Raw genomic sequence first — 26,513 nt, forward strand, 5'->3', positions numbered from 1 at the left:
TTTTTTGATAAAAAGACAGACAGTCTTTATGAGTAAATCTTTAAAATCTCTCTTACAAAGCTCTATTTAAGGAAATATTCCACTTTGATCGTTCGTCCCTTTTCTGGTGCTGCAATCCTTTTTAAAGAAGCTCTTCCCATTTTGCTTCTCTTAACAGTCTGGGATCTTTTAGTGGTTATTGGATTCCTTGTTTTTAATTTCGACTGGCTTAATCAATCAGATATTCCTATTGCCCTTTTAGGGTCTGTTTTGGCCATTATTGTTGGGATTCGCAATAATGCAGCCTATGACCGCTGGTGGGAGGCTCGAAGCTTATGGGGAAGCGTGACAAATAACTGTCGGAATTTTGGCCGAGATGTCATGTCTTTGCTTGATGGCGACATCCGATTGATGAAAATGATTGCGCTCTATCCTGAATTTCTTAAATGTGGATTGCAAGAATCTTTGATTTCAGAACCCATTCAATCTGAGTTGAAAGAACTTATTCCGTTAGAAAGTGATTCTGTTCTTAGTGCCGCCAATCCAACAGATATGCTCCTTTGCAAAATTGGTATCCTCTCTTCGGAGCTAGCGTCAACAAAACAAAATGTAATTGGTATTTTACCAACATTGGATCGTTCACTTTTTGCTTTGGCAAATGCGCAAGGCGGACTGGAGAGAATTAGTAAGACCCCTCTTCCTGTTCAGTACACGTTTTTACCAGCTGTCATTACACGTGTTTTTTGTATTATCTTACCCCTCACTGGTGTGCAGGCGCTTGGATGGTGGACCCCATTAGGATCAAGCTTTATCGGTGTATTCTTTGAAATGCTCAATCAGAGTGGAATTTCCTTACAGAACCCTTTTAGCAAAGGGCCTCATGCCCTTCCTCTACAAACAATCTGCAATACGATTAAAACAAATATTTATGAGATGACAGGTTGGAAACCCCCTGAACCTACCCCTATTATTGGAGGAATACGCTCTTAAAATTTGAAATTCTTTTTGCGTTTCATTTAAAAAGAAGGCTATTCTTCTGCGTTCTGATCATCTCTTTTTTAGATGCTGATCATGGAAAAATATGATAAGAAAGACCTTATGAATACCAATTTTAAAATACCTTCCAAAGGCATAGAAACAGAATCCCTCGCCCGTACGGCAGCGGAAAATACCCTAAAACAATCCGAAACAAAGGGGAAAGGGAAAGAACTCTTTCGTGTCGGAGAGGCGATTGTTCATTCTGTTCATGGTGTTGGTCATGTTGATAATATTGGCGATGAAGACGTTGCAGGCATCACAATCAAAATGATTCAGATTTCTTTTCCTGGAAATCATATGATTTTAAGAATTCCATTTTCGAAAGCTGTCGGTGGTGATCTACGCAAAATTGCTTCTCGTGAAATTGTTGACCAAGCTATTGAAGCCATTTCTGGGAAACCACAGGTTAGCCGTGGTATGTGGGCACGCCGTGCAATCGCTTATCAAGATAAAATTAATTCAGGTGACTTGATTCAAATTGCTGAAGTTTTACGTGATCTTCGTCGAAATGTGGATAGTTTAGATGGAAGCTTCTCTGAAAGAAAACTTTTCGAAGCAGCTCAAGAACGTTTTGTTGCAGAAGTTGCTATTCTTGAAAAAAAGAAACCGGAGAAAGTGCGAAAAGAGCTTATCGAAAAGATGAAAAACCTATAGTCTATCCCACAGGTTTCTTTATAATATGAAAGATAGATTCTATGACGTCTTCTTTAAAAAGATTTGAAGGAAAGAAGGTTCTTGTTACAGGAGCTTCTCAAGGTATCGGCGAGGCAACAGCACTCTATTTCGCAGAGCACGGTGCCCGTGTGGCGCTCAATGGCCGTAAAGCTGAAAAGCTTCAGGCTGTTCTTGAAAAAATGCCAAAAGTTTCAGGTGGTGCGCATGTCATCGCTGAGGGGGATTTATCTGATGAATCTCACGTCCTTAAAGTTGTAAAAGAAAGCATTGAGGGGCTCGGTGGCCTAGATATCCTCATCTGCAATGCTGGATTTAACGGCGCTTCACATCCGTCTGAAGAATATCCTCTCAGCGATTTTGAAGCTGTTATGAAGTTAAACGTCTATGGCGTAATGGTTGCCTGCCGTGAAACAATTAAATATTGGCTTGGTAAAGATCAGAAAGGCGTTATCGTTGTAAACTCTTCTGTTCACCAGCATATCGCAAAACCTTCTTTTGTTGCCTACTCTGCTTCAAAAGGTGCCGTTGGTAATATGATCAAGACATTGGGTCTGGAATATGCATCACGTGGCATTCGTATTAATGCGGTTGCACCGGGGGCAATTGTTACACCTATTAATGATGCGTGGATTCACGACGAGAAGAAAGTTGCAGAAATTTCTGCACATATTCCTCTTGGGCGTCCAGGTGTCAGCAAAGAAATTGCAGACGCTATTGGATTTCTTTCTGGTGAAGAAAGCACCTATATCACAGGTCAAACCCTTTATGTCGATGGCGGTCTGACATTATATAATGATTTTGCTCAAAACTGGTCATCGTAAGTTGTAAAAATTTCCCTTCTTTATTAAAAAATGAGGAGGGGAAATATCTAATTTCGGGGAAATATGGGTATTCTAAAGAAAATCTTAAAATCCGAGAAAAATAGTGGTAATGATAATTCTACTATTCACTCTCGAAGCGGTGGGAAATTTGTCCGCCCTGTTGTAGATCCTGAGCAATTTTTTCGCTCTTCCCCGGGATTTAGAGTGAAATCTCCTTTAAATCCTATTCGTGCTGTTTTTAGACTTTTGTGCATCCTCGTTTGGGGAACAGTCGCCTGTCTTTTTCAAGCACTTTTATGGCGCTTACCAGGCTCTGTCTGCATGCGTTTCCCTCGTGTTTTCTGGGGAGGTGTTTGCAAAATCATGGGGGTTGAAATCCGCCAAATTGGCCGCCCGATTGGAAAAGCTAATGTTGGACGCTTTAGAGACGCTTCAAAATCCCCTGTCCTTTTCGTTGCCAATCATACTTCTTGGTTAGACATTGCGGTAATGGGGCAAGCCATTAACACGATTTTTGTTGCAAAAAAAGAAGTTAGACGCTGGCCGCTTGTTGGTATTCTAACCTATCTTGGCGGAACAATTTATATCAGTCGTGATAAGCAAGGAACGCAGCAAGAAGTTAAAGAAATGCTCGGGAAGCTAAAAGACGGTTATAATATTACCCTTTTCCCAGAAGGGACGACCTCTTCGGGAACTTTCTTGCGGCCTTTTCTTTCAACACTTTTTTCTTTAGCAAAACCTAAACTCTACGGAAAAGAATTTGCAAAAGAAATGCCTACACCTCTTATCCAACCGGTTTCTGTTGTTTACGATCAGTTAGAAGGCTTGCCTATTGGCCGCAGTCGAAGAGCTGGTGTTTTTTCTTGGTTTGGCGATATGGATTTTGTACCGCATCTTTGGAAAATTGCACAATGGCGGTCTCTTAGAGCAACGGTTCTTTTCCATCCCCCATTAGATCCTAATGAGTTTCCAAGCCGTAAAGCAATGTCAGCAACTGCGCATGAAATTATTCGTCATGGTGCTGAGGCTCTGAGACAAAATCGTCCTTTCTTAGAAGAGGATGTCAATAACAATAGAAACATTAACGCTAATAGCTCTGAGAAATAAATTTGCACGGCTTCAAGCGCTGTAAAGAATGTGTAAGATAAAAATAGATTATGTCATCCCTATCTGAAAAAAAATCCTCTTCTCTTCTGAAACTTCATGTCATCACTTGGGGTTGTCAGATGAATGTCTATGATAGCACACGTATGAAGAGGGCTTTGCATCCCTTGGGATATACAGATACGGATGATATTGAGGAGGCAGATATGATTCTCTTGAATACCTGCCATATCCGTGAAAAGGCGACAGAGAAACTATTTTCTAAATTGGGCCGTTTAAAGCAGTTAAAGGATAGACGTGCCCTTGATGGAAAAAGCACATTACTAGCTGTTGCGGGCTGTGTCGCACAAGCTGAAGGAAAGCATATTTTAGAACGTGCTCCCTATGTTGATATTGTTATGGGACCTCAAGCCTACCATCGCTTACCAGAATCTGTGGCAAAGATCAGCCGTGCTGGCGGAAAGTCTCTTAATATTGATTTTCCATCCGAAAGTAAATTTGATCATTTGCCAGAAAATCTGCCGCAAGATAAAAGTGAAGTTACAGCTTTTTTAACGATTCAAGAAGGATGTGATAAATTTTGCACCTATTGCGTTGTTCCTTATACAAGAGGTCTAGAGCAGAGCCGTCCTGTTTCACAAGTAATCGAAGAGGCGAAAGGTCTCGTTGAAAATGGCGTGAAAGAGATCACACTCCTTGGACAGAATGTGAATAATTATCTTGGGGATTTTCAGAATGGTACGCAGGCTGATCTTGCTGAACTGTTAAATGAATTAGCACAAATACCGGGTTTAAAGCGTTTACGATACGCCACTTCTCATCCTAAAGATTTTGCGCCAAGTCTTATTCAAGCTCATCGTGACATTGAAAAAGTCATGCCTTTTTTACATCTTCCTGTTCAGAGTGGTTCAGATCGTATTTTGCAAGCTATGAACAGAGGACACACAGCCGAAGAATATAGAGAAATCATTGCACAGCTTAGAGCTGCGCAGCCTAAAATGGCTTTTTCTTCGGACTTTATCGTTAGCTTCCCCGGCGAAACGGAAAAAGATTTCCAAAAAACGCTAGAGCTTGTTGAAGCTGTTAATTTTGCTGGAGCCTTTAGTTTTAATTACTCTCCAAGGCCGGGAACACCTGCCGCTGAAATGGCACATTCTCTCCCAAAGCTTACGCCGGCTCAAGAAACAGAAAAAGCAGAAAGACTTATGATTCTGCAAAAATTGTTAAGAGAACAGCAGGATGCTTTCAATGCTTCCCTTTTAAATACACATCAGAAAGTTCTTGTAACGGGGATTGGAAGAAAGGATGGGCAGTTACAGGGACGCTCTCAATATCTTCAACCTGTTCATTTTTTAGGAAAAAAAGAACTCATTGGACAAGAAGTCTCTGTACAAATTATTCACCAAGGTACAAACTCTTTAGGCGCTACTTTAATTTCCGAGGATGTCGCATGAAATCTCATCTGAAAACTCATAAAATTCTTGAATTTTCAGAAAATGGTCAATTGGTCAAAATGTTTGGAGAAATGGGACGTAATATTCCTGAGTTTGAAAAACTTTCTAATGCTCAAATATCTTGGAAAGGCCGTCAAATTGCAATATCTGGCAGTTTAAAAGATATTGAAAAAAGTGAAAAAGCATTCAAAAAGATTTATGCGCATCTTCCACAAACAGGCTATCTCAAACAAGAGGATATTCAAAGCTACTTTCTTATGACGGATTTGACTGAAACAGCCTTTTTGAACGAAGCTTCCTCACCTCCTAAAAAAGAAACGCTAAAAGACAATCAAAAATTGAAAAGAGATTTTTTAGAAATCAATGGAAAGAAACTCTTTTTTAAAACATCTCGACAAAAAAAATATTTAAATGAGATTTATGATAAAAATCTTGTTTTTGGCATTGGTCCTGCGGGAACAGGTAAAACATATCTTGCAGTCGCAGGCGCCGTCCATGCCCTCTTAACAGGTGAGGTTGAGCGTATTATTCTCTCTCGTCCTGCTGTTGAGGCTGGTGAAAAACTTGGTTTTTTACCAGGTGATTTACAAGAAAAAATAGCCCCTTACCTCCGTCCCTTATATGATTCTCTACAAGATCTTTTGCCGGCGGCAGAACTTCAACGACGTATCGAGTTTGGAGAAATTGAAATTGCCCCCCTCGCTTATATGAGAGGTCGAACACTCGCAAAATCTTTTGTTATTCTGGATGAAGCACAAAACACGACATCTTCACAAATGAAAATGTTTTTGACACGAATGGGAGAAGGGACAAAAATGGTTGTTACAGGAGATCTTAGTCAGGTTGACTTACCATCCAATCAAGTTTGTGGTCTCCGTGAAGCTGTGTCCATTTTAGACACTGTTCCAGAAATTGGTCTCTGCCGCTTCTTAGAGGAAGATGTTGTCCGTCATCCGTTAGTTAGAAAAATTATAAATGCTTACGAGACATATGAAAGACACTAAAATATCATTTATATTCGATGTCGAAGACAAAAGATGGCATCGCTATATTCCAGACTTATTACCATTCGCTGCTCGGATCTGTCGTCATCTTCAGGCTGTTTTACCTTCCTCTAAAGCTCTGGGAGAAATTAATGTCCTTTTTTCGAACGCACGAAACGTGAAAAAGCTTAATTATCAGTTTCGGCACAAAAACAAATCCACCAATGTGCTTAGTTTCCCGGCACCGATAGGTTCTGGTGGAGATATTATTCTTTCTTTTGAAGATGTTTTAAAAGAAACTCAGATGCAACAGAAAAAAATAAATGCGCACACAGCACATTTACTGGTACATGGTTCTCTGCATTTACTTGATTACACACATGACCACCCTGCTGCGGCACGTGAGATGGAAAATTTAGAAACTTTCATTTTAAGTTTCTCTAATATTCCTGATCCATGGCGAAAAGCTAACACAAAATCATCTCACGGAGTTTAAATGGAAAGTTTTGCCTCAAAAATAAAAGCTTTTTTCCATTTAAATTCTAAGAATTTCAATGTTCGCCAAACGATTTCAAACCTCATACAAGATGAAAATATACCTTCTTCTGAAGGAAATTTAGATCGTCATGAGCGCGCTTTGATTAAGAATGTTCTAGGTCAAAAAGAACGTATTGCAGATGATGTTATGGTACCAAGGGCTGATATCTGTGCCCTTCCAGATACGCTCTCTCTTTCGGAAGCATTGGCTATTATTGGGGAGGAGCATCATTCTCGCATGCCTGTTTATCACAATGATTTGGATAATATTGTCGGTATGGTGCATGTTAAAGATTTCATCCAATATGTTAACAGTGAAAAAAAATTTAAAATTAAAGATATTTTACGGCAGCCGCTTTTTATCTCTCCAACAATCCCTGTTCTCGACTTATTGTTATTAATGCGTCAAAAACAAACACATATGGCACTTGTTATTGAAGAATATGGCGGAATTGACGGTTTAGTTACTATTGAGGATTTGTTAGAAACGATCGTTGGAGATATTGCTGATGAACATGATGAGAAGGCACCGCCCATGTGGATAGAAAGTGCTGAGAATCAAATTGATCTAGATGCAAGACTCCCTATTCTCTATCTTGAAAGCCGCTTAGGAGAAATCTTAACCAATGAAGAAAGAGAAGCTGAAATTGAAACTGTTGGTGGCCTCGTCTTCCGTTTAGCCGAACATGTCCCCCATAAAAATGAAATTATTATTCATCCAAGCGGTTTAAAATTTCAGGTATTGAATGCAGACACGCATCATATTCGTAATCTGCGAATGTTTGTCCCAACAGAATGGGAAAACCGCCAAATCATTTCTGAGGAATCTGGCTTAGACTTAGAGCATGAATCCCTCTCTTCCCTCATTTCTACGAAGGATTAATTATAAATGCGTCGACTTTATCGTAAATTTTTATCATTTACAGTTTTTTCTGCGGCTTTTTTGTGCTTGCCAACTCTTTCACAGGCAAAACCTGTGGAAATTCATTATTCCCTAGAACCTTTTTCTCTTGGTAATCCAAAAGCACCTGTTGTTGTTCAGGAATGGTTTTCCTTAACCTGCACGCACTGCGCGCATTTCGCACTTAATGAATTCCCTGAGATTGAAAAAAAGCTCATTGATTCTGGAAAAGTACGTTATGAATTCCATGATTTTCCAATGGACAAACTTGGCTTAACAGCCGCAATGATTTCGCATGCCTTGCCTAAAAATCGCTATCTTCCTTTTATCAATGCTATTTTTTCACGGCAGATGACATTATTCTTTGGCTATGCCCCATCGGGTGATCAAAATGGCGAGAAAATTGTAGATCATTCAAAAACCCCAATGGAACGCTTGCAACAAGAAGCTGCTTTTGCAGGGATCAGCAAAGAAGAATTCAATGCGATTGCCAATGATGAAAAAACGCAGAAATTCTTTTTAGAGCAGGCTGAAAAAGACACCGCAAAATATAATATTGGTGGTACACCTTTCTTCCGCTTTAATAATACTTCTTTTAAAGAAGATCCAAAAACCTATACAAAATTTGAAGAACTTGTAAAAAACGCTAAATAATACAAAAAGGATTTAAAAAATGGCATCAGATATGATCTCCTCCCTTGATAAAGAAGCGGCGCTAACGGCTGCTCGTATTTTGCTTGAAATTAAAGCCGTTAATTTTAGAGCAAGTGAACCATACACCCTGACATCGGGATGGAAATCACCTGTTTACATTGATTGTCGGAAAATCATTTTTTATCCACGTGCCCGTGCTGAATTGATGAAGTTAGCTGTTGAAAAAATTTGCCGTCATATTGGATATGAAAGCCTTGACCTGATTGTCGGCGGTGAAACAGCCGGCATTCCTTTTGCCGCTTGGATTGCTGATTATTTAAACCTTCCAATGGCTTATGTTCGAAAAAAACCTAAAGGCTTTGGACGCAATGCTCAAATCGAAGGCGATCTAAAAGAAAATATGAAAACCTTGCTGGTTGAAGATCTAACCACAGATGGTGCTTCTAAAATTCATTTTGCCAATGCGCTTCGAAAAGCCGGTGCAGAACTTGCACACACTTTTGTCATTTTTTATTATGGTGTCTTCCCTGGTGCTTTAGAAACTTTAAAGGATGCTGGCTTAAATCTTATTTCTTTGACGACTTGGCATGAGATTTTAGAAATTTGTAAGCAAGATTCTTATTTTTCAGAAGAAGATCGGAATGAAGTTCAAAAATTCTTAGATAATCCATGTGAATGGTCTGAAAAGCATGGCGGTATTACAAAGTCTTCAGGCCCTACTGTTTCGTAAAAAGAAGCCCTGTTGTGCTCCATAATTTTTCTTCATCTCTTACAGCGCTTGCCTCCTTTCCCAGAATTCTTATTTTTGATTCTGGGATTGGTGGGATTGGTACTTTTTCAGCTCTAAAAGAAATGGAGAAAAATTATGACATTCATTATCTTGCTGATACAGGATTTTTCCCTTACGGCGAAAAAACAGACGAAGAATTAAAAGAACGTATTTTATCGATCATTTCCAAAGCTGTTAAAGCTTTGTCACCGGATATGGTAATTATTGCCTGCAATACAGCAAGTACACTTGCCTTACCGATCTTAAGAGAAAATTTCCAGAATCTTTTTATTTTAGGTTGTGTTCCGCCAATTCGTTGGGCGGCTAGTCTTTCAAAAACACGTTGCCTCGGATTACTTTCTACCTCTGCCACGGCCCGCCGTTCTTATGTAGATTATCTACAAAAAGAATTTGCACCAGATTGTAGAATATACCGTCATGGCAGTTCTACGCTTGCAAAAGAAGCCGAAAAAATCTTTCGAGATGAACTGCCTTCAATAGAAATTATTTTAAAAGAAATAGAATCACTCTTCCTCTCCTCTTCTAAAAATGAAAGAAAGATTGATTGTGTTGCCTTGGGCTGTACGCATTATACATTTCTACTGCCTTGGCTAGAAAAATATAGCCCACAAAATGTAAAATGGCTTGATCCACAGCCTGCGGTGGCTAAACATGCAGATAATCTTTTGAAAAATTATTTTTCTACGAAAGAAATGCCTCTCTTAAACCAACAATCTTCCTTTTTCTATACAGGAGAGGAAATTATAAAATCTTCCTCTCTTTTTAGAAGATTGCATGATTTAGGATTTAAAAATATTCAGCAGCTTTCTTAAAGACTTAATGGTTCCGTTTTCCAGCATAATATGCAACATTTTCTAATAAAGTTCTTAATTTACTTTCAGGGAAAATAGAAAGAGCCATATTTGCTTTTACGGCATATTCTTGTGCTTTTTTAAAAGTTTCTTCAATCCCATGTCTTTCTGCAATAATTTTTACAGCTTTCTGTAAATCATCTTCTTTAATATCTTTTTCTTCAATAACTCTTTCCCAGAATCTTTTCTCTTCTGCATTTCCTGCGTGAAACGCATATAATAAAGGAAGTGTAATTTTACCTTCTCTTAAATCATCCCCAACCGTTTTTCCAAGCTTCATCTGATCTGCTGAATAATCAAGGGCGTCATCTGCTAGTTGGAAAGCCATGCCTAAATGCGCACCATAAGAATGTAAAGCTTTTTCCTGTACCTCAGAAGCATCTGCAACAACCGCACCAACCTGGCAAGATGCAGAAAATAAAGCAGCCGTTTTGGCATGAATAATTTCTAAATAAACATCTACCGGTGTAGAAAGTTCATTCTGAACACTCATTTGTAAAACTTCACCCTCTGCAAGTGTTGCTGAAGCACTTGATAAGATAGATAAAACTTTATTAGAGCCATCCAAAGTCATTAACTGAAAAGAACGTGCAAAAAGGAAATCACCAACCAAAACAGAAGCCTGATTCCCAAAAAGCGCATTTGCCGAGGCCGCACCACGTCTTAACTTACTGTCATCGACAACATCATCATGCAACAAGGTTGCTGTATGAATAAATTCAACACAGGTTGCCAAACGAACATCTCTGCGCACGGTCTCATTTTGAGGAATATAACCACAAAGACGTGCAGCGGCTAAAAGTAACAAAGGACGAAAACGTTTACCACCGGCCGCAATGAGGTAAAGTCCCAACTGATCTACAAGATCTACGCTACTTTTTAATTTCGTTTGAATTTCGAGGTTACAAGCCTCCATTTCTTCAGAAAAGAAATGGAGCAACTCCTTTAAAGGATGATCTTCAGATTCATGGTTCGATAAAGAAAGCCCGTTTGGGTCAATAGAAGAATGTGTCACTGAAGATCGTCTTTATTAAAAGTTATTATATAGTCGTAAGCGTATTGATAGGTTTAAAACGTTGTTTCAAACCTTATTAAGAAAAAATATCAAGTTCAAATGCCTCTTCCCAACTTCCCTGCGTAGAAGCTCTTGAATATTCAGTTGCTCTATTTTCAAAGAAATTGGCATGTTCCACCGCATTTAGCATATCATCAATCCACGGTAGTGGATTTTCTTCAATACCAAAATGAGGATCCAAACCTAACTGCGTTAAACGCCTATCCGCAATAAAACGAATATAAGTTTTAACCTGCTCGGCATCAAGACCTTCAACAGCTCCCATTTCAAAAGCCAAATCAATAAAGGCATCTTCGTGAGAAACTGTTGTGCGACAAATATCAAGAATACCCTCTTGAAGCTCTTCTGTCCAAAGCGCTGGATTTTCTCGAATGAATGTCCGGAACAAACGAATCATAGAAAGACAATGTAAGGTTTCGTCTCGAACAGACCAGGTAATAATCTGCCCCATGCCCTTCATTTTATTAAATCGAGGAAAATTCAACAAAATAGCAAAAGAGGCAAAAAGCTGTAACCCCTCCATAAAGGCACCAAAAGCGACCATTGTCTTAGCAACGTCTTCTTTGGTTTTGATATTGAAAGACTGCATGTAGTCATACTTGTCTTTCATCTGCTTATACTTCAAAAAGGCGGCATATTCTGCTTCAGGGATACCGATTGTATCTAAGAGATGTGAATATGCTGCGATATGAATCGTCTCAATATTTGAAAAAGCAGACAGCATCATAAGAACTTCTGTCGGTTTAAAAACTTGAGGATAATATTTCATATAAGCAGAGTTCACCTCTACGTCACTTTGCGTAAAGAAACGTAGAATCTGCGTTAAAAGATTGCGTTCTTGGTCTGTTAAAGTTCGGTGCCAATCTTTGACATCTTCTGCCAAAGAAACCTCTTCGGGCAACCAATGAACCCGCTGCTGCGTTAGCCAAGCCTCATAGGCCCAAGGATAACGAAAAGGTTTATAAATTGGATTTCCAACCATAAGACCAGAAAGCTTACCTTCAGCGGCATCTGCCTCTGAATTTTGCAGAATATGCTCTACCATTATTTATCCCTTTTCCTTACTGACACGACAAACATTCTTCATAACGTGGTGTCTCTGAAGTTGATCCAGTTTTTGCTGCATCAAGCTCTTCGCCCTCATCTTTCATAATGTCATACTTTGTTGCTGCATTGGACACCGCATCAGCACGTTGTATGGAAAGAGATCGACAATAATATAAGGACTTAACCCCTTTATTCCATGCCTCATAATGAAGTCGATTTAAGTCACGTTTGTGAATATCTGCGGGAAGGAACAGGTTCACAGATTGGGCTTGACAGACAAAGGGCGCTCTATCTGCTGCATGCTCAATAATCCAACGCTGATCTAATTCGAAAGCTGTTTTAAAAACATCCTTCTCTTCTTCTGTTAGAAAATCCAGATTCTGAACGGAGCCACGATTCAAGGTAATAGATGACCAGATGGCATCAGTATCCATTCCCTTCTCTTGCAACAATTTCCGCAAATGACGATTTTTAACCGTAAAAGATCCCGAAAGTGTTTTTTGCAAAAAGACATTCGCACTGATCGGATCAATTCCCGGACTTGCGCCACCTGTAATAATAGAAATAGAGGCTGTAGGTGCAATCGCCATTTTATGTGAAAAACGCTCTTCAACACCATAATCTGCCGCATCCGGACAGGCACCTTTTTCCCTTGCCAATTTTTTAGAGGTAAGGTCTGCCTGCTCTTTAATGTAGGAAAAAATTTTCTTATTCCATACTTTGGCCATAACGCTCCCAAAAGGAACATTTTTAGCCTGTAAAAAAGAGTGAAATCCCATTGTTCCCATACCAACGGATCTCTCACGTGCAGCAGCATAGGCGGCATTTTTCATCTCAGGCGGTGCATTGTCGATAAAATCTTGCAAAACATTATCAAGGAAACGGAAAATATCTTCAATAAAGAGCTTATTATCTTTCCACTGATCCCAATATTCGAGATTTAACGAAGAAAGACAACAAACTGCTGTCCGTTTATTACCGTGATGATCGATTCCTGTCGGCAACGTAATCTCTGCGCAAAGATTAGATGTTTTCACCTCTAATCCGGCTAAACGATGATGTTCTGGCTGGGCTCGACTAACAGTATCAGAAAAAATAATATAAGGCTCACCCTGTTCCATACGTGCACTTAAAAGACGTATCCAGAGCGCTCTAGCTGAAATTTTCCGAACAACCGTTTTGTCTTTTGGAGACAATAACGGCCATTGTTCATCTGCCTGAACTGCCCGCATAAAATCATCTGTTACAAGAACACCATGATGTAAATTCAAGGCTTTCCGATGTGGATCTCCCCCTGTCGGACGGCGGATTTCCATAAATTCTTCAATTTCAGGATGCCAAACAGGAAGATACACAGCGGCAGATCCCCGGCGCAAACTTCCCTGACTGATCGCAAGTGTTAGGCTCTCCATGACGCGTATAAAAGGGATAACCCCTGACGTCTTACCGTTTCGTCCAATGGCCTCCCCAATAGAGCGCACATTTCCCCAATAAGATCCGATACCGCCGCCCTTAGCTGCTAACCAGACATTTTCATTCCATAAATCGACAATACCATGAAGACTATCTTCTGTTTCATTTAAGAAACAGGAGATAGGCAACCCTCTTTTCGTACCCCCATTGGATAAGATAGGCGTTGCCGGCATAAACCAATGCGATGACATATAATCATATAAACGTTGCGCATGTGCCGCATCGTCGCCGTATCTTGATGCAACTCTCGCAAAAAGCCCTTGATATGTTTCGCCAGCTAAAAGATAGCGATCATCTAAGGTTGCTTTACCAAAAGTCGTTAAAAGCGCATCTTTAGAGGGATCAATCTTTACAGCAGGTCGTCCAGGTAACTGAACGGTTACATCAAATAAATCAGCATCTTCCCCCATAGCAGATGAGTGAAAGGATTCACTTTTGTCTACTGGGTTCATTACTGCCTGACCCCACTTTTAAGAAAATATACCAGAAACGCCCCCAATTCTAAGGCCTTAATAGGCCTTAATTTACCAAACTCTACCTCAAAAAAACGATCCTAAACCTAAAAAAGCGATCAATTTCCGCTATCTAGGCTAATATCCTTAGCATTGGGATTTTTCATACCAACAATATGGTAGCCACAATCAACGTGATGCGTTTCTCCAGTAACACCAGAAGAAAGATCTGAAAGGAAATACAGACCAGCTCCGCCGACATCCTTCAAAGTCACATTTCTTTCCATTGGCGCATTTGTCTGGTTCCACCGTAGGATATATCTAAAATCGCCAATACCACTTGCTGCCAATGTCTTAATCGGCCCTGCAGAAAGACCATTAACACGAATATTTTTACCACCGACATCTGCGGCTAAGTAGCGCACAGAGGCTTCTAAGGCCGCTTTTGCAACACCCATCACATTATAATGCGGCATAACGCGTTCAGAGCCGAGATAGGTCAAGGTAAGAAGGGAGCCGCCATCTTTCATAAGAGGCTCTGCCTCACGTGCCACAGCAACGAAAGAATAACAGGAAATATCTAAAGCCTGAGAAAATGCATCTCTTGGCGTATCTAAATACTTACCACGCAAATATTTTTTATCTGCCCAGCCAATGGCATGAACAACAAAGTCAATTTTTTCCCATTTTTCTGCAACTGTTTCGAAAGCTTTTTTAATATCTTCGTCGCTACTGACGTCACAAGGAATAACCAATTCCGAACCGACACTTGCTGCAAGTGGACGCACCCGTTTTTCAAGAGCTTCCCCTTGATATGTGAAAGCTAATTCAGCCCCTTGCTCGGCACAAGATTTGGCGATCGCCCAAGCGATGGAGTGGTTGTTAGCAACCCCCATAATCACCCCCCGTTTACCTGCCATTAGCGGGCCTGCAGGGAAGAAATTGTTTTTACTATCCGTTTCGGACATGGAGTTTTTCCTTATTTCCTTTTTAATCGCTCTCGATCAATAAATACCGAAAAGTGAGATGAGACAATTTAGAGTTTTCTAAACAGGCTCATAATATATTTTTGCAAATCAGAGAAACAAAAAAATTTGATTTCGTTAAAATGACTATACCTGAAATTATATTTTTTCTAGCAAAAAATATAGGATAATTTTTAGACTTTTCTTTTAATTTTTTTTTTATTACGCCAAAGTGACAATCTATTTTACCTTTTTAGAGTGAAAAATCTTATGCCCTCTAACCCTATAGACCCAAATGCAAATAAAAATCCTTTTGCTATCTTTGAAAATTGGCTTAATACAGCAGCATTAGCGGGTGAAAAAGCGCCTGAGGCGATGACCGTTGCAACGGCTAATAAAAAAGGCTTCCCCTCCGCTAGAATTCTTCTTTTGAAGCATTTTGATGAAAAGGGATTTGTTTTCTATACAAATTCAAATAGCCGGAAAGGGATTGAACTTAACGAAAATCCACTCGCAACTTTGTTGTTTTTTTGGAAAACATTGGACCGTCAAGTACGCATCGAGGGATCTGTTTCACTTATTTCACCTGATGAAGCCGATGCATATTTCAAAACACGCCCACATCTTTCAAAGGTAGGTGCGCATATTTCCAGCCAATCAAGCCCCCTTAAATCATGGGAAACACTTGAAGCACAGCTTGAAGCGCAAAAAAAATTGTATAAAGTTTCAGAAAATGTGCCGCGTCCAAATTATTGGAATGGCTATCGGGTCAACCCAAGTGTTTTTGAATTTTGGGAAGCGAAACCTTTTCGTCTTCATCATCGTGTTCAATTTCATCGCAAAATGGATATTGTCGCCTCTTTATGGGAAAAAGAACTTCTATACCCTTAATTCAAAAATATTTTCGACTTGAAAAATTTATTTTTCAAAGTTGGTTCCTTTTGCAAACATTACTTAAAGAACCTTTAAAACTTTGGTTATTTTACCGTATTCTAAAGCAAAAAGAGGAAAAAAATAGACTTTCTGAACGATGGGGAAAATCTCAAAACACACGGAAAGTTTTTCAATACCCCCATCGTCCTCTTTTATGGTTTCATACAGCAAGCGTGGGTGAAACGGCCTCAATTCTAGCTCTGGCAACATATCTTTCCCAACAAAAAAACTATAATATTCTCCTAACAACGGCAACTTTATCCGCAAAAGAACTGATTTCTAAACATCTTTTAAGAAATCCCAATATTGCCTTATTTCATCAGTACGCTCCTTTAGATATTCCATCATGGATTCAGAATTTTCTAAATAATTGGCGTCCCTGCGGGGCTATTTTTGTAGAAAGTGAGCTTTGGCCTGTACGGTTGAAAATATGTCAAAACAAGACCATCCCAGTCATGCTGATTGGTGCACGTTTATCTCCTTCCAGCCTAAAATATTGGAAATATTTTCCATTTCTTTTTGAAATAATCCTTAATTGCTTTTCTTGGATATCTCCTAAAGATCAAGCAAATGCTCAAAAATTTCAGCTTTTTAATCAAAAGATTCGATATGTATTTCCATTAGATTTAAAGTTTTTTACCCCCCCTCTCGCGGTTGATAGAGAAAAAGAAACTTTTTTTAAAAAAACATTTCGAAATAAAAAAATCTTTTTTGCAGTCTCCACGCATCAAGGAGAAGAGGCTTTTTTTGCAGACGCAAAAGTACATATCAAAAACCATCAGGAGTGGCTTTTTATTTTTGCACCACGACATCCAGAAAGAGCTAAAACACTTTCAAACGTCTTAGGAAAAGCACCACTTTTCAGCTATGGAGAATATCCAACAGATTCTGATGATTTTTGGATCATTGATACGATTGGGGATTTGGGACTTTTTTTTTCGATTGCCGATTGTAGTTTTATTGGCGGCTCTCTATTTCCTCATGGAAGGGGTCACAACCCCTATGAGGCTCTACACTTCAACTTAAAAACATCTACAGGTCTGTATCACGCAAATTGGATAGAAACTTATTCTTCTTTAAAAGATAAAGTGACAAATATTTCGACAATAAAGGATTTCATTCGTTGGATTGAAAGCGATACCCCCCAATCAAAAACAATAGAAAAAGATTCTAATAAAAGTGAAATTGCTCAAATGGCAGAACTCATTCATCAAACTGTTCTTAAACCCAGATGAAAACACCTCGTTTTTGGTATCAGTCGGCATCACATCCTTTTGCCAAATATTTAAATCCTTTTTCTAAGATTGTTATTCTGGCCAATCGCTTTCGTCAGAAAATATCTCAACCGAAATATTTTCCTATTCCAATTATTTGCTGTGGAAATATTACCGTTGGTGGATCTGGAAAAACACCGATTGCTTTGGAAATCGCCCAGATTTTAAAGCGAAATCATTTCTCACCACATTTTTTAACCCGTGGATATGGGCGCAAAAAAAAACAATCTCATTTTAAAAATCTCTATATTTCACCTACTAATCCACCATCTATAGATTTAAAATTCTTTGGAGACGAGGCACTTTTATTGGGAAGAGTGGCTCCCTGTTGGATTGATTCTGACCGAAGAAAGACAGCCTTACTTGCCTCTCAAATGGGTGCTGACTGCCTTATACTTGATGATGGCTTCCAATCTCCCCTCTTATATAAAGACCTTAATTTATTACTCTTTAACGGGCAGCATGCCATTGGCAATACGCATATTTTACCAGCAGGACCTTTAAGAGAGCCGCTTTTAGACGCAATTAAGCGGGCAGATTATGCTATCATTGTTGGGGAGGATCGTTTTAAACTTTCCGATAGACTCAAAAAAAGCGGTCTTCCTACAACACATGTTTCTCTTGCCCCTTCGAGTACATTTTTAAACCAATTTCTATCAGAACCCGTCTGTGCTTTTGCAGGAATCGCTTTTCCTGAAGATTTTTTTAAAATGCTTTCTCAATATGGGCTTAAACTCGTAAAAACTTATGTTTTTTCAGATCATCATATTTATACAAAAAGTGAAGTAGAAAAATTATTAAAGATTGCCAAAAGATTTCCACTTCTCACAACTGAAAAAGACGCTATGAGATTCCCTGAAGAAATTAGAAAATATTTTATGATTGTGAAGGTTAAAGTTATTTGGCATTCGGCGCAAAAAAGAGATGAAATTTTTCAAATTCTATTGAAAAAATATAAGGCGCGCATGTCTCAATGAAAAAAAAAATTCTCTATAAAATCCAAAATGATCTTCTTCAAATTTTATTTTATATTCTTTCCTATCTAGAGCCTAAGCAGTCTTCTTTTCTCATAGGAAAAATTTTTTCTTTTATAGGGCCTTTTCTGCCTTTAAACAAAATTGTCCGGAGAAATTTGGAAATTGCATTTCCAGAATGCCAAAAAATAAATACCTTCTCCTTGGAAAAAAGGATTTGGGAAAATTTAGGTAGGAATTTCGGAGAGTTACCGCATTTAAAAGCCATAAAACCTAAAATAAAAATTATTGGTAGCTCTCACCTACAAGCCGCCAAAGCCACTCACAGACCTGTGATTTTTGTTTCTGCACATTTTGGGAACTGGGAGATTATGCCCTCTTTATTAGCACGTGAAGGCTTATCTTTTGCACCTGTTTTTCGTGCACCAAATAATCCCTATCTCAATCAATTTTTAATAAAAATACGTCAAAACCTTCTACAAAAAAATACACCTATTTTTACAAAGGGCGCAAAAGATGTTCGAAAAATTTTAGCCCATTTAAAATCAGGAAAACATTTAGGCATGCTCATTGATCAAAAGATGAACGACGGCATTGCATTGCAATTTTTTCAGCGAAAAGCCATGAGTTCCAATGCCACAATAAGCCTTGCGATGAGAGCAAAAGCGCTTATTGTCAGCGGACATATGGAAAGAAACTCAAAAGGAGATCTAACTTTAATCGTAGATCCGCCAATTGATCTGCCCCAATCTATCCATACAGAAAAACAGCATGAAGAAATCCAAAAATATAGTCAGTTTCTAAATAACCGCATAGAAGAATGGATTAAAAACACACCTTCCATTTGGTTATGGATGCATCGAAGATGGGACAAATCTTTGTATCAAAGCCCTCAGCATCAATAATGAAGAGAGATCAATGCGCCTCTTGCGGCGTTTCGATTTTTGCAGGTGTTTCTGAGGGGGCTAAAGAATTTTGTACTTCTGAAACAGCTGTCTTCACTGTTTCTACGGCCGGCGATACTGGCGTAGCCGGTATTAAATCTTTTTGAGTCATAATCTTCGCACCGCCACTTGGAAGAATTTGGTACAGCGCTAAATCCCGCTCCATTCTACCATTTTCTTTAAAAGAAAAACTTCCATCAATGCCTTTAAACGCATCTGCTTTGACCATTTTTTTTGCAGAAAGCTTATGTGTGTTTTGCAATTCTTTTGTTACCGTTGCCAAATCATAGGCAATATCCGTAATCATTAGGGGCTTTTGGTGATATTTCTGCTCATATTTTTGAACATATGCTTCACGATTTTCATCACTTGGTGCGGCATACCATGCACCGGAAATCGCAGATAATTTTGCATCAAAAGCACGCCATAATGCCGGCCCCATAATTTGAACCTCTGAAGGGCGAATGTCACTATCTGGAAGATAATTAATAATGTTTCGGAGATTTATACCGGTATCTACGAGTAAAAGTGCTTGGAAAGGCGGCGCTTCTAAAGTTGCTGTCGATGAAGCCGCTTTTGCCACTTCAAAAGCTTTTTGTCTGTCTTCTGTTTTTGCTAAAAATTGTAAATTTTGCGCGATCTGTTCTGCACTCTCATCATGATAAACAATTTGAGGGGTTGGAAAATTATTTTCTTGGCAGGAGATTAGCAAAGCCTCACCAAAAGATTTCCCAAAATCATTTGAAGGTAGAAAAGCCGCTACTTTAAATTTATTCTCCGCTTTTAAAGCCTCTAAAAGACGTGAAACTTGTTGCCTTGCCGTAAGACCCGCAACCCAAAGCCCTTCTTTAGATTGCCGTGAATCGCTTGTAAAACTGACTTCAGGAATACCAGAAGCTAAAAGTTTTGAGGAAGCCTCTTGCGTTTCATCTGCCGTAATCGGTCCAAGAACGATCGAGGCTTTATCAGCGATTGCCTGTTCTGCCGCTTTTTGAGGTGAGATTAATCCTGTATCAAAAATTTTTACATTTCTGATATTTTTTCCATTTTCATCTTCAAAAGCAAGCATTGCCGCATTTCTTAATTGAGATGCGACTGGAGACCTACTACCAGAAAGTGGTAAGAATAAAGCAATTTCTCCATTCTCAGATGTTGCTTCATGGAAAGAGGAGTGAGATTTTGGAGAAAAACAACCGCTGAGCAACAGGCAGCTTCCTGCAATAAATAAATTTTTATTTAGCTGTGAAACTGAATATTTTTTAAAAGGCTTATTTTTATTCATGGATTCTCCAAACATGGTGCACTCTAAATCCCAATCAGATCTTGGTGGCGGTCTTTTCCTTGTCGCAACGCCTATCGGAAATTTAGAGGATATTACCTTTCGGGCACTAAATCAGCTAAAAAATTCTGATGCAATATTATGCGAGGATACGCGCATAACAAAACGTCTTTTATCAAGATATAATCTTCATACCCATTTAATTGCGTTTCATGATCATAATGAAAAGCAATTAGTAGCTTCTTTAATTCATCAAATGCAAGAAGGGAAAAAATTCTCTCTTGTTTCTGATGCAGGAACACCTGTTTTTTCTGATCCAGGATATGTTCTTGTTCGCGCAGCCCGTGAAGCTGGTATTCCAATAACAGCACTTCCAGGATGCAATGCCGCAATAACTGCCCTTGTTTTGTCTGGATTGCCCCCTGCCCCCTTTACATTTATGGGATTTACACCTCGGAAGCAGGGGGAAAGACAACATTCCTTCAGCACGATTGTTGCCGCAGAGCAAAATGGGCTAGCCGCAACAATTGCGTGGTATGAATCCCCTAACCGTCTTTTAGCAACCTTAGACGATCTTATTCATGTTTTTGGTGCCGACCGTCAGGGCGCAGCAACGAGAGAACTGACAAAATATTTCGAAGAAGTTCAAACAGGCTCTTTAGCAGAAATTAAACAGCATTTTGAAGAACATACACCCCGGGGCGAATTTGTTCTTTTAATAGCACCCAGTGAACAGCAAACGCCTCCAAAAGAAGATCTCGAAAAATTGATTAAGGAAAATCTTGAGAAGGCTCTAGAGAATCATTCTTTTAAAGATGCCGTCATGCTTGTTTCCGGTACCTTAAACCTGCCAAAAAAGATAATTTATACCAAAGCTCTTGATATAAAGAATAAACATTCTGAATAAGCGCCTTATGATTCTTTCGGAAGTTTAAAATAATGCGAAGAAAATCCCTTAACTTCCTTTATCTGATCTAGAACAATCTCTGTGATATTCCCTTGCATATCTTCAATTCTCCATCCGGAAAGATGCAAGGGATCTTTCATAAATTTAAGGGTGATATTTCCTTGGGAGGGATTATTTTTTTGTGTCAATGTTGCTGAAAGAAATTGAGAATCTTCATTGAATTTTTGCAGACAAATACTTTCCCAGCCATAGCTTTTTCCGAAAAGAAGTCCAAGAGGCGTTTTGTCCATCGGCAGAAAGGTGACTTGCCCAACAGAAGGGTCTGTATAAGCAATTTTTCCCTCACTCCCAATAATATGAATGCCGTTTTTCCCATCATAATCAAAACGCATGTCATTAGGACGCTGCAACGCAAATTTTCCGGTTGCGCTTTTTCCTTTCTGATCAATTTGAGAAAAATTTCCTTTTTCAGCTTCCAAATGGTCTAACCAAAGTTGCATTTTTGAAAATTTTAAACTTTGTGATGAGTCTAATTTTATATCCGCACAAACATTCTGTGCTTTAACCTCTATCCCTCTAGAAAAAAATCCTACAACAGCACAAGAAATCAATAATCTTAGACAATTTTTTGTAGATAAATAAAAATACATGCATCCTCTCCAGAAAAAATATGTGCTTAGATACGGGATTCAAGAAAAAGATTTTTTACATCACCAGCCCACTCGCCATTGAAACGTGAAATCCAATGATCTGCTTGAGATATATTTGTTTCAACAATGTTGATAACAGGCTGCAAAAGCTTTTCCTCACCGAGATTTCTTAATTTTAATCCTTTTTCAGAAAGACGGCATAAAGTCTTTAAAAAAGGCTGAAACCCTCCCTGAAAAGGAGAATGAATACCCTTTTCTGGAACAATTTTATGCAATTTTTTAAATGTTTCTATCGGGTAGGAACGGACCAACTCATCCACTTCATCCAAAACATCTTGATGATAAAGCAACCCAACCCAGAAAGCAGAAAGACCCAATGTCATTTCCGGCGACCCTGCATCAGCACCACGCATTTCTAAAAAAGTTTTAAGACGAACATCTGGAAATAAAGTCGTTAAATGATCCTCAAAATCTCCAATTGTTGGGGTATAATCTGCAAGAACACCTGTTGCCTTGCCTTCCATCCAACTCAGAAAAGAGGCCCCTGTGACGTCCAAGGATTTACCATCTCGCCGAATAAAATACATCGGGGTTTTTAAAGCCCAATCGATATAACTTTCAAACGAGAAAGATTCATGGAAAAAACTCTCAGGCTGGCCAGAGCGTGCCCTATCCGTATCAAGCCAAATTTTTCCACGCATTGTTTGACAATCTGCTAATTTTCCTTCTTTAAAAGGAGAGTTAGCAAAAATCGCCGTAGCTACAGGTTGCAATGCCAGCGCAACACGCATTTTTTTACACATATCCTGTTCTGACGAAAAATCTAAATTCACTTGTACTGTACAGGTACGCGTCATCATGTCGAGACCAAGTGAACCAACTTTCGGCATATATTGGCGCATGATTTTATAACGCGCTTTTGGCATCCATGGCATCTCTTCTCGTTTCCACAAAGGCTGAAAACCGATTGGCGAAAATCCATAACCAATTTCCTCACCGAATTTATGTACATTTTGAAAATGGGTTGTAAGTTCTTTTTCCGTTTCAAGAAGATCTTTAAGCGGTGCTCCAGAAAGCTCAAATTGCCCAGCAGGTTCTAAAGAAATGGCTTTCCCTTTTTCTTTTCCTAAACCTGACAAACCTATGATCGTAGGTTTATCCCCTTCTTCATCATAAATGGGACTCCCCCATTGTGCGGATTCAAATTTTTCTAACAGACTGCCAATGCCATTTTGATAAGGTGGTGGGGAAAAAGGTGTCTCATCTGTACCTGGCAAAGCGAAACCAAACATTTCCAGTTCCGTACCAATCCGCCATTCAGAAGTGGGTTTAGAACCTTTTTCTAAGATTTCAACAAGCTGATAACGATTTTCCAAAGGGACGGAATTGACGGGAGATGGATTAGACATACAATTTTTTTTCGACAAAAGAGCAAGAAAGGAAAAGATTAACGCCTTTCTAAAAGATGCGCTGAAAGACGTTAATCATTTGATAAACTTATAGCAGGAATTTAAACCAACTACCTAGATGGCAGATTTCATAAAAAGATATGCTCGAAATTAAAAATTTATCTCAAGAGAGGTTAATGCCGCAACAATCGCTGTGTCTGCACGTAAAATTTGCTCTCCTAGAGAAAAAGGATGGCAAAAATGGCATTTTAGGATCTGTTCTTTTTCTTCTTCTGAAAAACCGCCCTCCGGCCCAACCAAAACCGTATCTATCTTTTTTTCCAGCTTTCTCGGAAGAGCACTCTCTCTTTCCATCGCCACAGCAATCGGCATATTTTCATGCCACTGTGCAAGTGTCGTACACATCGGCGTAATTGGTAAAATTTCTGGAATATCCAGTCTTTCAGACTGTTCAGAGGCCTCAATCGCAATCATTTTTAAGCGTTTTTCATTTAATTGCCTGAGATTAGTTCTTGCCATAACCAATGGGCGAAAACGAGAAACCCCTAATTCTGTTCCCATACGAATAACAAGTTCTGTTGCATCTCTTTTTAAAGGTGAAAATAAAAGCTGTTTTTGTTTTTTTAAAGGCTGTTGCGATCTCAAACATTTTACAACCTCAACACTTGTTTCCCGACGTGTCAACGAAGATATTTTGGCAAGCCATTCGCCATCTTTCCCATTAAAAAGACGAATATAATCGCCAATACGCCGTCTAAGAACATTTCCAAGATAATGTGTATGTTCCTTAGATAAAAGAAGAGAAATTCCTGCTTTTAAAGAAGGAAAAGAGCCGTTTTCTTCAGAATCTAAGAATAAACGCTGTAAAAGATGGGGAGAAGAGATTTCTTTCAACTTTTTTTCCTAAAATGCGTATTTATAAGCTATGAACGAATAATCATATTTTCTGATAAAAGCGAATATAACATGCCTTCACCATCTGCACATTCTGACATTTTTCTCAAAGGATATATAGGTCGTCTTCCCTATCCTTGGCGTTCTTACGCTTTATTAATGCGCCTTGATCGCCCTGTCGCCATATGGCTTTTATTCCAGCCTTGTGCTTTTGGTGTTTTTTTAGCCCCTCAATCTCGTTCACCTTGGCAGTGTCTCACATGGCTACTCTTTTTTCTCTTGGGATCTTTTACAATGCGCTCCGCCGGCTGCATCATCAATGATTTATGGGATCGTAAATTTGATGCCCTCGTTGAACGCACAAAAACACGTCCATTGGCTTCTGGTGCTGTTTCTGTTTCCCAAGCTGTTTTTCTTTTAGGGATTTTACTCCTCATTTCCTTTGGGTTACTTTTAGTATTGCCCTCTTTTTGCTGGATATTAGGTGTTTTTGCGCTTCTTTTGACCAGTCTTTACCCAACGGCAAAACGTTTCTTTGCCTGCCCGCAACTTATTTTGGGGCTAACCTTTGGGTTTGGAACACTTATTGCCTATGCGGCGATGACAGAAACACTCTCTCCTGCTGTGATTTCTCTCTATCTCGGTGTTGTCTTTTGGCAAATGGGCTATGATACAATCTATGGCTTCCAAGATATGAAAGATGATCAAAAAATTGGTGTAAAATCTGCCTCTCTCTTAATGCGCCATCACGCAAAAATATTTATCTCAGCTTGTTATTTTGGAACATTTTTAGGATTTAGTTTGGCTATTTGGCTCGGAGACTTTCTTCCTTTAGGGGCTATTGCACTGCTTCCAGGAATGTTTTTGCTTTTTTCTCAGATTGTTTTTTTAAATCCGAATGCCCCAGCTACTTGCCTGTCTCAATTCAAACAAAATGTTCTGATTGGCTGGCTTTTTGTTGTAGGCTGGGGGATCGAAAGACTTCTTTCCTAGAAACTTAGCGCTTCTCTTCCTCATATGGGTTCTTGCTCGATCGTAATTGCAAGCGGACAGGAACCCCTGAAAGTCCAAAAGTTTCTCTTAAACCATTAACAAGATAGCGTTTATAGCTTTCAGGAATGCTTTCCACCCTTGTTCCAAAGATAACAAAGGTTGGCGGAGAAGCTTTTACCTGCGTGATATAGCGTAATTTTAAACGGCGTCCGTTTACCATTGAAGGTGGATGCCTCTCGAGCATTTCAGCAAACCAGCGATTTAAGGCGCCTGTACCGACACGTTGTCGCCATATGGCAATATTCTTTAAAACGGCCTCTAAGAGCTGATCTAAACCACGTCCTTTGAGAGCGGAAGAAGTAATCGTTGGTATCCCCTTAAGCTGAGCTAAAGAAATTTCCAATCGATCCATTATTTTTTTACGGGTTTCTTTATGATCTTTAACAAGATCCCATTTATTCATCACTAAGATACAGGCACGCCCCTCCTCTTCGATCAAACGTGCTAGCTGTAAATCTTGCTCATCAAGACCTCGCTCGGCATCAATCACGAGCATGACGGCCTCTGAAGATTTAATTGCGGCAATAGACGCTTGAACGGAACTTTTCTCCAAAGAGGCTTTTTCTATTCTAGCACGTTTACGCATACCCGCCGTATCCGTAATCTCAATCTGACGGCCTTTATAATAGAAAGAACAAAGAACAGAATCACGTGTCAGGCCTGCCTCAGGCCCTGTGATCATTCTCTCTTCTCCTAAAAAAGCATTAATTAGCGTCGATTTCCCCGCATTTGGACGTCCGACGATGGCGACTCTTACAGGTCGTGTATCGACCTCTTCCTGCCCTTCCTCTGAATTCTCTTCTTCAATTTCAGGGACTTCAATTTCCGATTCATCTTCTGACGGAAGATTTTCAGCGACTTCACCAATTAAGTAACTGATACCCTCGGCATGCTCAGCGGAAACAGCGATACAATCTCCCAAACCAAGCTCGTATGCATCTAAAACGCCGGCATCTCCGGCCTTTCCTTCTGCTTTGTTCGCAATCAACATCACCGGACGGCCTTGCTGACGAAGCCAGCGCGCAAAGAAAATATCTGCGGCCGTAATGCCGGCACGGGAATCAATGCAGAACAGAACTAAATCCGCCTCTGAAACAGCCTGTTTCGTCGAATCTGTCATTCTCGCGCCAAGGCTTCCGGAATCATTTTCTTCGAGACCCGCTGTATCCATAAGGAAAATATCACGTCCTCTGAATGTTGTTTCACAGGCCTGACGGTCTCTTGTGACACCGGGCTGATCGGAAACAATCGCTTTCCTTTTTCCTGTCAAACGGTTGAATAAGGTTGATTTGCCAACATTTGGACGTCCAACAAGGACGACGAGCGGTAATTTTTTATTTTGAGATAAATCTGACACAGCGTTACTTTCTAGGGGGTCATCATAAGAAGAATTATTT

Annotated in this window: 26 protein-coding genes; 17 read left to right on the forward strand and 9 right to left on the reverse strand. The window is 39.4% G+C overall.

From position 1 onward, the window contains the following. The first annotated feature begins 36 nt into the window (after window positions 1-36). The 11 genes from FAI41_00155 to murI all read left to right on the forward strand — a co-directional run bounded on the left by FAI41_00155 (window position 37) and on the right by murI (window position 9,748). Window positions 37-969: a hypothetical protein gene (locus tag FAI41_00155; protein QCE32129.1), complete on the forward strand. Its 933-nt coding sequence runs from the start codon at window positions 37-39 to the stop codon at window positions 967-969. 108 nt (window positions 970-1,077) lie between these two features. Next, window positions 1,078-1,671, forward strand: a complete 594-nt coding sequence (locus tag FAI41_00160) for a CarD family transcriptional regulator (GenBank protein ID QCE32130.1) — start codon at window positions 1,078-1,080, stop codon at window positions 1,669-1,671. 41 nt (window positions 1,672-1,712) lie between these two features. Further along, window positions 1,713-2,513: a glucose 1-dehydrogenase gene (locus FAI41_00165; protein QCE32131.1), complete on the forward strand. Its 801-nt coding sequence runs from the start codon at window positions 1,713-1,715 to the stop codon at window positions 2,511-2,513. Between the two features lie 63 nt (window positions 2,514-2,576). Then, window positions 2,577-3,620: a 1-acyl-sn-glycerol-3-phosphate acyltransferase gene (locus FAI41_00170; protein QCE32132.1), complete on the forward strand. Its 1,044-nt coding sequence runs from the start codon at window positions 2,577-2,579 to the stop codon at window positions 3,618-3,620. Window positions 3,621-3,670: 50 nt separating this feature from the next. Next, on the forward strand, window positions 3,671-5,071 hold the full coding sequence (gene miaB / locus FAI41_00175; protein QCE32133.1) for a tRNA (N6-isopentenyl adenosine(37)-C2)-methylthiotransferase MiaB: 1,401 nt from the start codon (window positions 3,671-3,673) through the stop codon (window positions 5,069-5,071). Window positions 5,072-5,130: 59 nt separating this feature from the next. Then, a complete protein-coding gene (phoH, locus tag FAI41_00180; protein QCE33735.1) occupies window positions 5,131-6,075 on the forward strand; it encodes a phosphate starvation-inducible protein PhoH in 945 nt (314 codons plus the stop codon). Next, window positions 6,047-6,550 (forward strand): rRNA maturation RNase YbeY, encoded by a 504-nt coding sequence (ybeY, locus tag FAI41_00185; GenBank protein QCE32134.1) that lies wholly within the window; start codon window positions 6,047-6,049, stop codon window positions 6,548-6,550. Before phoH ends, ybeY begins: the two co-directional genes overlap by 29 nt. Then, window positions 6,551-7,474, forward strand: coding sequence for an HlyC/CorC family transporter (locus tag FAI41_00190; protein QCE32135.1), 924 nt, complete (start codon window positions 6,551-6,553; stop codon window positions 7,472-7,474). Between the two features lie 6 nt (window positions 7,475-7,480). Then, window positions 7,481-8,146 carry a thiol:disulfide interchange protein gene (locus FAI41_00195; protein ID QCE32136.1) on the forward strand — a complete coding sequence of 222 codons (666 nt, stop codon included), beginning with the start codon at window positions 7,481-7,483 and terminating at the stop codon, window positions 8,144-8,146. 19 nt (window positions 8,147-8,165) lie between these two features. Beyond that, window positions 8,166-8,876, forward strand: a complete 711-nt coding sequence (locus tag FAI41_00200) for an orotate phosphoribosyltransferase (GenBank protein QCE32137.1) — start codon at window positions 8,166-8,168, stop codon at window positions 8,874-8,876. 14 nt (window positions 8,877-8,890) lie between these two features. Continuing rightward, a complete protein-coding gene (gene murI / locus FAI41_00205) occupies window positions 8,891-9,748 on the forward strand; it encodes a glutamate racemase (GenBank protein QCE32138.1) in 858 nt (285 codons plus the stop codon). Window positions 9,749-9,752: 4 nt separating this feature from the next. Here the strand turns inward: murI and FAI41_00210 are convergent, their stop codons facing one another. The 4 genes from FAI41_00210 to fabI all read right to left on the reverse strand — a co-directional run bounded on the left by FAI41_00210 (window position 9,753) and on the right by fabI (window position 14,802). Continuing rightward, complete coding sequence (locus FAI41_00210; protein ID QCE33736.1) at window positions 9,753-10,703, reverse strand: polyprenyl synthetase family protein; 951 nt, start codon at window positions 10,701-10,703, stop codon at window positions 9,753-9,755. A 175-nt stretch (window positions 10,704-10,878) separates the two neighbouring features. Beyond that, complete coding sequence (locus tag FAI41_00215) at window positions 10,879-11,844, reverse strand: ribonucleotide-diphosphate reductase subunit beta (GenBank protein QCE33737.1); 966 nt, start codon at window positions 11,842-11,844, stop codon at window positions 10,879-10,881. Between the two features lie 79 nt (window positions 11,845-11,923). After that, window positions 11,924-13,834 carry a ribonucleoside-diphosphate reductase subunit alpha gene (locus FAI41_00220; GenBank protein QCE32139.1) on the reverse strand — a complete coding sequence of 637 codons (1,911 nt, stop codon included), beginning with the start codon at window positions 13,832-13,834 and terminating at the stop codon, window positions 11,924-11,926. A gap of 119 nt (window positions 13,835-13,953) precedes the next feature. Continuing rightward, window positions 13,954-14,802, reverse strand: coding sequence for an enoyl-ACP reductase FabI (gene fabI / locus FAI41_00225; GenBank protein QCE32140.1), 849 nt, complete (start codon window positions 14,800-14,802; stop codon window positions 13,954-13,956). A 267-nt stretch (window positions 14,803-15,069) separates the two neighbouring features. Here fabI and pdxH point away from each other — a divergent pair, with 267 nt between their 5' ends. Genes pdxH through FAI41_00245 form a run of 4 tightly spaced genes read left to right on the forward strand, consistent with a single transcriptional unit; the run spans window position 15,070 to window position 18,885 of the window. Continuing rightward, window positions 15,070-15,690 (forward strand): pyridoxamine 5'-phosphate oxidase, encoded by a 621-nt coding sequence (gene pdxH, locus FAI41_00230; GenBank protein ID QCE32141.1) that lies wholly within the window; start codon window positions 15,070-15,072, stop codon window positions 15,688-15,690. Beyond that, window positions 15,663-16,967: a hypothetical protein gene (locus FAI41_00235; protein ID QCE32142.1), complete on the forward strand. Its 1,305-nt coding sequence runs from the start codon at window positions 15,663-15,665 to the stop codon at window positions 16,965-16,967. Before pdxH ends, FAI41_00235 begins: the two co-directional genes overlap by 28 nt. Beyond that, window positions 16,964-17,983 (forward strand): tetraacyldisaccharide 4'-kinase, encoded by a 1,020-nt coding sequence (lpxK, locus tag FAI41_00240; GenBank protein QCE32143.1) that lies wholly within the window; start codon window positions 16,964-16,966, stop codon window positions 17,981-17,983. The genes FAI41_00235 and lpxK overlap by 4 nt, the downstream gene beginning before the upstream one ends. Next, on the forward strand, window positions 17,980-18,885 hold the full coding sequence (locus tag FAI41_00245; protein ID QCE32144.1) for a lauroyl acyltransferase: 906 nt from the start codon (window positions 17,980-17,982) through the stop codon (window positions 18,883-18,885). The genes lpxK and FAI41_00245 overlap by 4 nt, the downstream gene beginning before the upstream one ends. A gap of 10 nt (window positions 18,886-18,895) precedes the next feature. Here FAI41_00245 and FAI41_00250 read toward each other — a convergent pair whose 3' ends face one another. Then, window positions 18,896-20,221: a penicillin-binding protein activator gene (locus FAI41_00250; GenBank protein ID QCE32145.1), complete on the reverse strand. Its 1,326-nt coding sequence runs from the start codon at window positions 20,219-20,221 to the stop codon at window positions 18,896-18,898. Between FAI41_00250 and rsmI the strand changes: the two genes are divergently transcribed. Beyond that, complete coding sequence (gene rsmI / locus FAI41_00255) at window positions 20,220-21,110, forward strand: 16S rRNA (cytidine(1402)-2'-O)-methyltransferase (protein ID QCE33738.1); 891 nt, start codon at window positions 20,220-20,222, stop codon at window positions 21,108-21,110. The genes FAI41_00250 and rsmI overlap by 2 nt on opposite strands. A gap of 5 nt (window positions 21,111-21,115) precedes the next feature. Here rsmI and FAI41_00260 read toward each other — a convergent pair whose 3' ends face one another. From FAI41_00260 to FAI41_00270, 3 genes are all read right to left on the reverse strand, one after another. Then, the gene (locus tag FAI41_00260; protein ID QCE32146.1) at window positions 21,116-21,760 is read right to left on the reverse strand and encodes an outer membrane lipoprotein carrier protein LolA; all 645 of its coding nucleotides are present in this window, start codon (window positions 21,758-21,760) and stop codon (window positions 21,116-21,118) included. A gap of 26 nt (window positions 21,761-21,786) precedes the next feature. Continuing rightward, window positions 21,787-23,169 carry a glutamate--cysteine ligase gene (locus tag FAI41_00265; protein ID QCE32147.1) on the reverse strand — a complete coding sequence of 461 codons (1,383 nt, stop codon included), beginning with the start codon at window positions 23,167-23,169 and terminating at the stop codon, window positions 21,787-21,789. Window positions 23,170-23,319: 150 nt separating this feature from the next. Beyond that, on the reverse strand, window positions 23,320-24,063 hold the full coding sequence (locus tag FAI41_00270; GenBank protein ID QCE32148.1) for a 16S rRNA (uracil(1498)-N(3))-methyltransferase: 744 nt from the start codon (window positions 24,061-24,063) through the stop codon (window positions 23,320-23,322). Between the two features lie 72 nt (window positions 24,064-24,135). Here FAI41_00270 and ubiA point away from each other — a divergent pair, with 72 nt between their 5' ends. Further along, entirely contained in the window at window positions 24,136-25,056 is a 921-nt protein-coding gene (gene ubiA / locus FAI41_00275) for a 4-hydroxybenzoate polyprenyltransferase (GenBank protein ID QCE32149.1), read from the forward strand. Between the two features lie 4 nt (window positions 25,057-25,060). Here ubiA and FAI41_00280 read toward each other — a convergent pair whose 3' ends face one another. After that, the gene (locus tag FAI41_00280) at window positions 25,061-26,473 is read right to left on the reverse strand and encodes a ribosome biogenesis GTPase Der (protein ID QCE32150.1); all 1,413 of its coding nucleotides are present in this window, start codon (window positions 26,471-26,473) and stop codon (window positions 25,061-25,063) included. Window positions 26,474-26,513 lie beyond the last annotated feature (40 nt).

The organism is Acetobacteraceae bacterium, from assembly GCA_004843165.1.
GTDB lineage: Bacteria > Pseudomonadota > Alphaproteobacteria > Acetobacterales > Acetobacteraceae.

Bases quoted from the DNA above. Each gene is read 5' to 3' on its own strand.
- FAI41_00160 (QCE32130.1), top strand. From the start codon at position 1,078: ATGAATACCAATTTTAAAATACCTTCCAAAGGCATAGAAACAGAATCC.
- FAI41_00165 (QCE32131.1), top strand. From the start codon at position 1,713: ATGACGTCTTCTTTAAAAAGATTTGAAGGAAAGAAGGTTCTTGTTACA.
- FAI41_00170 (QCE32132.1), top strand. From the start codon at position 2,577: ATGGGTATTCTAAAGAAAATCTTAAAATCCGAGAAAAATAGTGGTAAT.
- miaB (QCE32133.1), top strand. From the start codon at position 3,671: ATGTCATCCCTATCTGAAAAAAAATCCTCTTCTCTTCTGAAACTTCAT.
- phoH (QCE33735.1), top strand. From the start codon at position 5,131: ATGTTTGGAGAAATGGGACGTAATATTCCTGAGTTTGAAAAACTTTCT.
- ybeY (QCE32134.1), top strand. From the start codon at position 6,047: ATGCTTACGAGACATATGAAAGACACTAAAATATCATTTATATTCGAT.
- FAI41_00190 (QCE32135.1), top strand. From the start codon at position 6,551: ATGGAAAGTTTTGCCTCAAAAATAAAAGCTTTTTTCCATTTAAATTCT.
- FAI41_00195 (QCE32136.1), top strand. From the start codon at position 7,481: ATGCGTCGACTTTATCGTAAATTTTTATCATTTACAGTTTTTTCTGCG.
- FAI41_00200 (QCE32137.1), top strand. From the start codon at position 8,166: ATGGCATCAGATATGATCTCCTCCCTTGATAAAGAAGCGGCGCTAACG.
- FAI41_00210 (QCE33736.1), bottom strand. From the start codon at position 10,703: ATGGAGGCTTGTAACCTCGAAATTCAAACGAAATTAAAAAGTAGCGTA.
- FAI41_00215 (QCE33737.1), bottom strand. From the start codon at position 11,844: ATGGTTGGAAATCCAATTTATAAACCTTTTCGTTATCCTTGGGCCTAT.
- FAI41_00220 (QCE32139.1), bottom strand. From the start codon at position 13,834: ATGAACCCAGTAGACAAAAGTGAATCCTTTCACTCATCTGCTATGGGG.
- fabI (QCE32140.1), bottom strand. From the start codon at position 14,802: ATGTCCGAAACGGATAGTAAAAACAATTTCTTCCCTGCAGGCCCGCTA.
- pdxH (QCE32141.1), top strand. From the start codon at position 15,070: ATGCCCTCTAACCCTATAGACCCAAATGCAAATAAAAATCCTTTTGCT.
- FAI41_00235 (QCE32142.1), top strand. From the start codon at position 15,663: ATGGGAAAAAGAACTTCTATACCCTTAATTCAAAAATATTTTCGACTT.
- lpxK (QCE32143.1), top strand. From the start codon at position 16,964: ATGAAAACACCTCGTTTTTGGTATCAGTCGGCATCACATCCTTTTGCC.
- FAI41_00245 (QCE32144.1), top strand. From the start codon at position 17,980: ATGAAAAAAAAAATTCTCTATAAAATCCAAAATGATCTTCTTCAAATT.
- rsmI (QCE33738.1), top strand. From the start codon at position 20,220: ATGGTGCACTCTAAATCCCAATCAGATCTTGGTGGCGGTCTTTTCCTT.
- FAI41_00250 (QCE32145.1), bottom strand. From the start codon at position 20,221: ATGTTTGGAGAATCCATGAATAAAAATAAGCCTTTTAAAAAATATTCA.
- FAI41_00260 (QCE32146.1), bottom strand. From the start codon at position 21,760: ATGTATTTTTATTTATCTACAAAAAATTGTCTAAGATTATTGATTTCT.
- FAI41_00265 (QCE32147.1), bottom strand. From the start codon at position 23,169: ATGTCTAATCCATCTCCCGTCAATTCCGTCCCTTTGGAAAATCGTTAT.
- ubiA (QCE32149.1), top strand. From the start codon at position 24,136: ATGCCTTCACCATCTGCACATTCTGACATTTTTCTCAAAGGATATATA.